Raw genomic sequence first — 8192 nt, 5'->3', positions numbered from 1 at the left:
CACCCGAGACACTGCCGTCCTGCTGGTCCAGCGCCTCGAAGAACCTTGCCTTCAACCCCTCAAAATCCACGGTCCCCGCAACTCCCTGAAATCCAGGGTGTTGCGGGGACCGCTAGAACCCGCGCTTGGGGCCGGGGGTCCTCGTGTTCCGGGTGGTGGAGCGGTGGCTAGAAGTCGAACCCGCCGAAGTCCCCGCCGCCGAAGTCGCCGCCGCCGACATCACCGCCGAAGTCGCCTCCGGCGCCGACGTCGCCCATGCCGGCGCCCATCAGGCCGCCGCCCATCATGGACCCCATCATCGAGCCCATCATCATGCCGGTGAACATGCCCATCATCATGTCCGTGCCGAAGTAGCCGCCCGCGTAGGGGGCGTAGGCCGGCCCGGCGTCGTAGTAGGGGCGGCGCTCGCCGTTGACCTCGACCAGCCGGACATCGGGGTCGTAGCCGGACAGGACCGCCTGGGAGCAGGCGGGGCAGGCCGGCACCGAGCGCGGGGAGCCGCCGGGCGGCGCCCACTGGACGTCGCGCTGGGACGGTCCGTGCTGGGGGTTGAAGAAGCAGGGCTTGCGCCGCTCGGGGACGGTGTCGCCGCTCATCCGCGCCCGGGTGGCGACCATGTAGTAGCGGCCGTCCTCCAGGGCGGTGGTGACCTGCTGGATCTCCTCGGGCGCCCGGATGTTGTCGAGCGTGGCCTTGGCGCGGTCGTAGGAGTCCATGGCGTGGGTGTAGTCGGCGCGGGTGGGGTCGTCGACCTTGGCGAGGTCGATCTCCAGGCGCGCGATGTCCTCACCCAGGCGGACGACGTCCTCGGTGGCCATCTGCTTGATCTCGGCGAGCTCCTTGGCCTCCTTGGCCTCGCGCTTCTTCTTCGAGTTGTAGAGGAAGAAGCCGCCGCCCGCGACGGCGAGCACCAGCAGGGCGACCAGCACGCCGCCGAAGACGCCGGAAGCGGCGTCGGCGGACTGCTCGGCCGCTGCGGCGTCGGGGATCGAGGCGAGGGTGTCGATCTGGTTGCCGCCGCCCTCGGTGTAGGCGTCCTGCTGGATCGACTCCAGGGCCGAGGCGTCGAGGTCGGGCGAGCGGACGAAGTAGCCCTCGGAGCCGACGAAGCCGGCGTAGACGCCGTCGCCGACGTCGTCCATGATCGGGTCGAGGTAGGCCTCCAGCGCGCTCTCCGAGGAGAAGGTGCCGTCGGGCAGCAGCACGTAGTAGACCGGGACCTCGGAGTTCTCCGCCGCCTGGACCAGGACGTCCTGTTCGGCCTGCGGGAACACGTCGGAGATGCTCTCTTCGATGAACACGTGGTCGTCGCGGAGGTCGCCGGCGACGTCACCGGCGGCGGGTGCATCGGCGAACGCCGGTGCCGCGGCCATGACCACGGAGAAGCCTGCGGTGAGCAGGGCGGGTGTTACCAAGCGGCGCAACATGATCGTTCCTCTCGCCTCCCTCACCCACTACTGACGAACGGGGGGAGGGGAAGGTTCCCCGCCTGCTCCGTCCGTGTGGGGCCGGTGGTCCCCCACACTACGGGCGGCCCGCAAGTCATGGCAGGCCGCCCGTTGGCCGATGCCGGAAAGCCCCCGTGTCAGGAGGACGGCGGCTTCGCGGCGGAGCCCGCGGTGACGGTGTCGCCGCCGGTGTCCCCGCCCGGAGCGGCCGCGTCGTCCGTCCGCGCCGGGGCGTCGGACACGTCCGGGTCGACGAAGCCGTCGAGCCCGCGCGGCGCGTTGTAGCGCGCCAGGTCGAGGATGTTCTCGCGCTTGGCGACCACCGCGGGGATGAGCGCCTGGCCGGCGACGTTGGTGGCGGTGCGGCCCATGTCCAGGATCGGGTCGACGGCCAGCAGCAGGCCGACGCCCTCCAGCGGCAGGCCCACGGTCGACAGGGTCAGGGTCAGCATGACCGTGGCGCCGGTGGTGCCCGCGGTGGCCGCCGATCCGATGACCGACACGAACGTGATCAGCAGGTAGTCGGTGATGCCGAGCTGGATGTCGAAGAACTGGGCGACGAAGATCGCCGAGATAGCCGGGTAGATGGCGGCGCAGCCGTCCATCTTGGTGGTCGCGCCGAAGGGGACGGCGAAGGACGCGTAGTGGCGGGGCACGCCGAAGTTGGTCTCGGCCACACGCTGCGTGACGGGCATGGTGCCCATGGACGACCGCGAGACGAACCCGAGCTGCACCGCGGGCCAGACGCCGGTGAGGTACTTGACGACCGAGAGCCCGTGGGCGCGCGCCAGGACGGGGTAGACCACGAAGACCACCAGCGCCAGGCCGATGTAGATGGCCGCGGTGAACCACCCGAGCGCGCCGATGGTGGTCCAGCCGTAGCTGTAGACGGCGTTGCCCAGCAGGCCGACCGTGCCCAGCGGGGCGAGGCGGATGATCCACCACAGCACCTTCAGCACGATCTGCAGCGCCGACTGCGTGAAGGCCAGGAAGGGTTCGGCGGCCTTGCCGACCCGGACGGCGGCGACCCCGACCGCGATCGCGATGACGATCAGCTGGAGCGCGTTGAAGTCCAGGCCGGTGGTCAGTGCGCCCGCGTCGTCGGCGGAGGTGCTCGCGCTCAGCCCCAGGAAGTTGGCGGGGACCAGGCTCTCCAGGAACGCGATCCAGGAGCCCTGGGTGTCGGGCGCCTCCGCGCCGCCGGGGCTGACCCCGCTGTTGACGCCGGGGCGCACGATCAGGCCCAGGGCGATGCCGATCACCACCGAGACCAGCGCCGTGATGGCGAACCACAGCAGGGTCTGGCCGGCCAGGCGGGCGGCGTTGGAGACGTTGCGCAGGCTCGCGATGGAGGAGACGACGGCCAGCAGGATCAGCGGCGGGACGATCGTCCGCAGCAGCGTGACGAAGGTCGAGCCGATGGTGTCGAGGGTGACGGCGAGCCAGTTGGGGTCGTCGGCCGAACCGCCGAGCTGGCGGGCGACCACGCCCAGGGCGACGCCCAGGACGAGGGCGGCGAGGACTTGGACGGCGAAGGGGATGCGGCGCAGTGCTGATAGCACGGTGGTGCTCCAAGCGAAGGAGGATGCCGGGACGCCCGAGGATGGGAGGGGCGGCCGGGGGACGAGGGAGCGGCGCCGCTCAGGGCGCGCGCGTACGGGGAACGGTGGGTGAAGGCGTCAGGAGCGCCGACACGCCTGACTGGCGACGCGGCACAGGTCGATGTGCCGGCGCTCGGTGAGGCCCCAGAGATTCGTCACGATGGAGAACAATAGCCAGCACGCCGCGGTTATTCCCTACGCAACGGAGTGACAATCCGGTCTCAATTGTCACTCTTGTCGGGAATGACCGCTTTTATTGCGGTGAGGGCTCAGCCGTGGCGCAGATCTCCCCGGAGGACACGCTGCACGAGGTCGTCGGCGAGGTTGCCGTACCCGGTGGCCGACCAGACGCTCTCCGGGGCCGGAACCTCGAAGTAGGCGACCCGCTCGCCCTCGCGCGCGACCGACAGCGCGACCGGCGCGCGGTGGCCGCGCACGGCCGCTGCGCAGTCGGCGCACGCGTGCACCCGGACCTTGCGCGGGGACCCGAGCGCGCGCCAGTTCAGGGGCTGGGTGGCGGTGGGGTGCAGCGGATCGAAGTAGCAGTGGCGGCGCGCGGCCGGTGGCCGCCTCCCCCGCTGGCGCGCCTCGGCGGCGCGCAGCGCGTCCTCGCTCATGTGCAGCAGGACCCGGGCCCCGGCGAGGTCGGCCATTCCTTGGGCCGCGTCGAGGGCCTTGCCGGCCGCGTGCTGGGCGTCGAGCGCCGCCCTGTACTGCTCGGCGGCCTCTGCCGCCTGGGGTGCGTCCTCGGCCAGGGTGAACGCGCCCAGCCGCTCCGCCACCTCCACGAGTTCGCGCTCGACCTCGGCGCGCAGCCGGGCCAGCCGGGCGTCGTCGGCGTTGTCGAAGGCCACCAGGCGCGGGACGGCGGGCGTGCGCCTGCGGTACAGCAGCAGGCCGCCGACCGCGGCGGCCGCCACCAGCACCGCCGCTCCGGCGGCGAGCCACGGCGCCACTCCGGTGCCGTCCGGGGCCGCGGACTCCCCGGAGTCGTTCCACAGGCCCTCGTCGAGCGCTTCGCTCGCGCGCTCATAGGCGGCGTCACCGGTTCCGGTGCCGATCAGCTCCACCGTGTCGCTGAACAGCGCGGACAGTGGGACGGCGCGGTCGGCGTCGAGGCTCACGGCCATGGCGGCCTCGTGCGCCTGGTGCTCCCGGCCGGTGCCGAAGTCGATCCCGGTGATCCAGGGGGTCGAGCCCAGCTCCGCGGTCAGGTAGGAGCCGTCCTCGCCGACGCGGTCGTGCACGGTCCCCAAGAGCTGGTCGGGCTCCCCGTTCCAGGGGTCGCCCGCTACCAGCGGCACGACGACCACGTAGACCGGCTTGCCCGTCTGCTCGATCTGCTCGGTGAGCTCGGCCTGGGCGTCTTCGGGCAACGCCGACGTGACGGCGGGATCGACGTAGACGGGGGATTCCCGCAGTTCCTCGGCTATCCGCTCGGCCGGGCTCGCCGTATCGGCCGTGGCGGCGGACGCCGCCGGGGCGGCGGAGGCCCCCGCCATCGCGGCGAGGACGCACACGCCTCGCAGGAACGACAGGGGCCACGGGTGGCGGATCCGGCGGGCGGAGGCCGGGCGAGCGAGCGGTCTAGTCGGCATCGAGTTCCTTGAGGACGCGCCGGGGCAGGTCGGGGATGCGGCGGCCGTACTGGGTGGTCGTCCAGAAGCCGTCGGAGAGGTAGTGGGGGCGCCACTTGCCGTCCGAGTGCAGCCGCAGCACCCGGTCGGTCAAGGGCCGGTCGAGGCCGGCCACCGCGTGGCAGGCGGCGCATACGGCGCCCTGCGGGCCCTTTGCGGGCAGGCGCAGAGTCGGCTTGCCGTACCGGGTCGCGGCCCGGCCCTCCAGAGCGGCGCCGTGCAGGGGGTTGGCCAGGCAGAACGCGCGGCCGGAGTCGGGCTCAGGGGTCGTCAGCGCCGCACGGGCCGCCCTGACCATGGCGATCCCACCGACCAGCCACTGGTCGTCCCGCCCGCCATTGCGGATCAGCGTCGCGGCGTCGTAGGCGGCGACGGCCGCCGCGTGGTCGGCATGCTCGTGGGGGGTGCCGGCGAGTTCGCGGGTGAGGCGGCGCAGCTCGGTGTCGAGCATGCGCACCAGGCGCCGGTGCGAGGGCCGGGTGGGCGCGCGGCGGGCGCGCAGGAGCGCGGGCAGGTGGCGCTCCGCCTCTGGCGCGATAACGGGTCGCACCCTCAACCGCCGGTGCAGGAGCGCCGCGATGCCCGCCCCGGCTCCCAGCAGGGCACCGCCGAGCAGCGCCCCCACGAACAGTCCGGGGACGAGGTCGGTGGTGTAGTCGGCGGCGGCCGGCTCTTCGGGGACGAACTCGGGGCCGGTCGAGAGTTCGGGGGCGGCCATGGGGACCGGGCTCTCGGCCGGCGCGGATGGCGCGGTGTCGACGTCCTCCAGCACCGCGGCGACCTGCTGGGCGAGCAGCCGGCCCCGCGCTGTGGGGATGTCGTCGGCGGGTGGATCGGGAGCGTCATCGGGGTACAGGGCCGCCAACTCATCGACCGGAACGCCGAACAGCACGGTCGTGAGGCGGTAGGGACCGGTGCCGAGGTCCGGCGGGGCGGCGGCGATGTACACGCCGTCGCCGTCCTCGCCCATCGCGTGCCGGACGGCGTGCAGGAACAGCTCGCGATCGCCGCCCGACTCGTCATAGGGCGTGGAAGGGGTCACCACGACGTAGACGGGGTGGTCGGCCCCAGCGATCAGATCGGCGAGTTCGCCGCGCTCCTCGGCGCCGACGAATTCGGCCGCCTCGGGGTCGACGAACAGTGGGTCGCCGTGCAGGGCCTCGGCGACGCGTTCGGTGCGCGTGGTGTCGCCCACGTAGGGTGGTCCGGCCGAAGGCGAGGGGGCGAGTCCGTCCGCCGCGGCGGGGGCCGCCGGGCAGGCGAGTGCGGCACCGCACGTGAGGAGAGCGGCTGCGAGCACGCTGGAGGGCTTCACCGCCGCACCCCCGAGCGCACGTGCCCGGCGGCGCGCCGCAGCGCGCGGCGGGCGCAGTAGGCGGCGATCGCGAGGGTCGCCCCGATCAGAATGCCGGCCGAGAAGCCGATGTTGTTCCGGCCGACGACGCTGTCGGGGTCGAGGTCGTCCGCAAGGTCCGACCACGCGCTCCCGGCGGGGTCGGGAGAGGCCGTGGCCTCGTAGAGGGCGTGGTCGCGTTGGATGCGCTCACGGGTGGCGTCCAGCCGTCCGGCGGCATCGCCGGAGGAGATGTTGCCCACCATGCGCTCGACGCAGGTGACCGGGGCGGTGCGGCTCGAGTGGAGGTTGGCCTCGGTGACGGAGTCGGCGAGGCCGGGGACGTGTACCCCGTAGGCGACACCGGCCACGGCCAGCGCGGACCCGCCGCCCGTGACCGACAGGTACAGGCCGTCCTCGCCCAGCCGGTCGTGGACGGCGGCGAGCAACGGCTCCTTGCGGTAGTCGCCGCCGGGTGCGGGCGCGGCGATGACGAACACGGGGACGTCGAGGGGCGCCACCGCCGCCGCCATCGCCTCGTGGGTGGCGGCGAGGTCGCCGCCGGCCATGTGGTCGCTGACGTAGACCGGGTCCTCGGCGAGGCGGTCGGCGAAGAACTGGGCCTGCCCGATCTCGGCGCCTCCGGGCGCGGCCGACGCGGGGGCGGCGGCGCAGCCGATGAGCGCGGCGACGGCGGCCGACACGGCGGCCAGCCGGATGGGAGCGGGATTCGGGGGGATGCGGACCACCGCAACAGCGTACTGAACCCCCATCGGGCCACATTCGAGCCCCCGGGCCCAGGCGGACTCGCCGTGCGGGTGACGCGGCGGAGCCGGGCCTGCGGGCACGGCTGGAGAGGGGGGTCCACGCTCTGCGGGCGCTGGGCCCGGAGACCTGGTGGCAGGCGGAGGAGGACATCCGCGAAACGGCGGGCCGTTTCGCGGCGCACCCCGAGTACGCCGGGACCGCGCGCGGCCGCTCACCGCGCCCCCCGGGCCGCGTGCTCAGGTGTCCTTGATCTCGCAGACGACGCCGCCGTTGGCGATGGTCTCGCCCGCTGTGACGGTGAGCCCGGTGACCGTGCCCGGCTTGTGGGCGGTCAGGGGCTGCTCCATCTTCATCGCCTCGATGACGACCACCGTGTCGCCCTCGGCGACCAGGCCGCCGTCCTCGGCCACGACCTTGACCACCGTGCCCTGCATGGGCGACACCAGGGCGTCGCCCCCCACCGCCGTGCCCGCCGCGCGGCCGCCGCGCCGGGACGGCTTCTTGGCGGCCTTGCGCTCGCCCCCGCCCAGGCCGGCGGGCAGCACGACCTCCACGCGCTTGCCGCCGATCTCCACGGTCACGGAGTCGCGCGCGCCCGGCTCGGCCTGGCCGAGCGGGCCGGCGTAGGGGGCCACCGTGTTGTCGAACTCGGTCTCGATCCACCGCGTGTACACGGTGAACGGCTGTTCCGGGTCGGCCGGGGCGAACGCCGGGTCGTCGACCACCGCCTGGTGGAACGGGATGACGGTCGGCATCCCGCCGACCTCGAACTCGCCCAGCGCGCGCCGCGACCGCTGGAGGGCCTCCGCCCGGTCGCGCCCGGTGACGATGAGCTTGGCCACCATCGAGTCGAACGCCTGCGGGACGGTGAACCCGGCCTCGCAGCCGGTGTCCACCCGCACCCCCGGCCCGCCGGGCAGGGTGAAGGCGGTGATGGTGCCGGGGGCGGGCATGAAGTTGCGCCCGGCGTCCTCGGCGTTGATGCGGAACTCGAAGGAGTGCCCGCGCAGCACAGGGTCGGTGTAGCCCAGCTCCTGCCCCTCGGCGATGCGGAACATCTCCCGCACCAGGTCGATGCCGGTCACCTCCTCACTGACCGGGTGCTCCACCTGGAGCCGGGTGTTGACCTCCAGGAAGGAGACCGTGCCGTCCTGGCCCACCAGGAACTCGCACGTGCCCGCCCCCACGTAGCCGGCCTCGCGCAGGATCGCCTTGGAGGAGGAGTACAGCAGCTCCAGCTGCCCGGCCGACAGGAACGGCGCGGGGGCCTCCTCGACGAGTTTCTGGTGGCGGCGCTGGAGGGAGCAGTCGCGGGTGGAGACCACGACGACGTTGCCGTGGGCGTCGGCCAGGCACTGGGTCTCGACGTGGCGGGGGCGGTCGAGGTAGCGCTCGACGAAGCACT

Annotated in this window: 7 protein-coding genes; all 7 read right to left on the bottom strand. The window is 73.2% G+C overall.

All coding sequences use genetic code 11. From position 1 onward, the window contains the following. Positions 1-167: 167 nt before the first annotated feature. Entirely contained in the window at positions 168-1427 is a 1260-nt protein-coding gene (locus ACFO4E_RS29790; protein ID WP_378580612.1) for a chemotaxis protein CheA, read from the bottom strand. A gap of 158 nt (positions 1428-1585) precedes the next feature. Further along, positions 1586-3010: a dicarboxylate/amino acid:cation symporter gene (locus ACFO4E_RS29785; RefSeq protein WP_378580611.1), complete on the bottom strand. Its 1425-nt coding sequence runs from the start codon at positions 3008-3010 to the stop codon at positions 1586-1588. A gap of 117 nt (positions 3011-3127) precedes the next feature. Beyond that, positions 3128-3208 carry a putative leader peptide gene (locus ACFO4E_RS29780; protein ID WP_378580613.1) on the bottom strand — a complete coding sequence of 27 codons (81 nt, stop codon included), beginning with the start codon at positions 3206-3208 and terminating at the stop codon, positions 3128-3130. A 110-nt stretch (positions 3209-3318) separates the two neighbouring features. Further along, positions 3319-4647 carry a hypothetical protein gene (locus tag ACFO4E_RS29775; RefSeq protein ID WP_378580610.1) on the bottom strand — a complete coding sequence of 443 codons (1329 nt, stop codon included), beginning with the start codon at positions 4645-4647 and terminating at the stop codon, positions 3319-3321. Continuing rightward, positions 4637-6001, bottom strand: coding sequence for a hypothetical protein (locus ACFO4E_RS29770; RefSeq protein WP_378580609.1), 1365 nt, complete (start codon positions 5999-6001; stop codon positions 4637-4639). The genes ACFO4E_RS29775 and ACFO4E_RS29770 overlap by 11 nt, the downstream gene beginning before the upstream one ends. Continuing rightward, complete coding sequence (locus ACFO4E_RS29765; RefSeq protein ID WP_378580607.1) at positions 5998-6768, bottom strand: hypothetical protein; 771 nt, start codon at positions 6766-6768, stop codon at positions 5998-6000. Before ACFO4E_RS29765 ends, ACFO4E_RS29770 begins: the two co-directional genes overlap by 4 nt. A gap of 255 nt (positions 6769-7023) precedes the next feature. Then, positions 7024-8192 (bottom strand): ATP-binding protein (locus ACFO4E_RS29760; protein ID WP_378580605.1); only part of this gene is annotated, 1169 nt, incomplete at its 5' end.

The organism is Nocardiopsis mangrovi (genome assembly GCF_042653925.1).
Taxonomy (GTDB): Bacteria; Actinomycetota; Actinomycetes; order Streptosporangiales; family Streptosporangiaceae; genus Nocardiopsis_B; species Nocardiopsis_B mangrovi.
Note: the sequence above shows the minus strand (reverse complement) of the source record. Positions and strands in the feature narration are given on the sequence as shown.

Coding starts and splice junctions, on each gene's coding strand:
- ACFO4E_RS29790 (WP_378580612.1), bottom strand. CDS start 1,427: ATGTTGCGCCGCTTGGTAACACCCGCCCTGCTCACCGCAGGCTTCTCC.
- ACFO4E_RS29775 (WP_378580610.1), bottom strand. CDS start 4,647: ATGCCGACTAGACCGCTCGCTCGCCCGGCCTCCGCCCGCCGGATCCGC.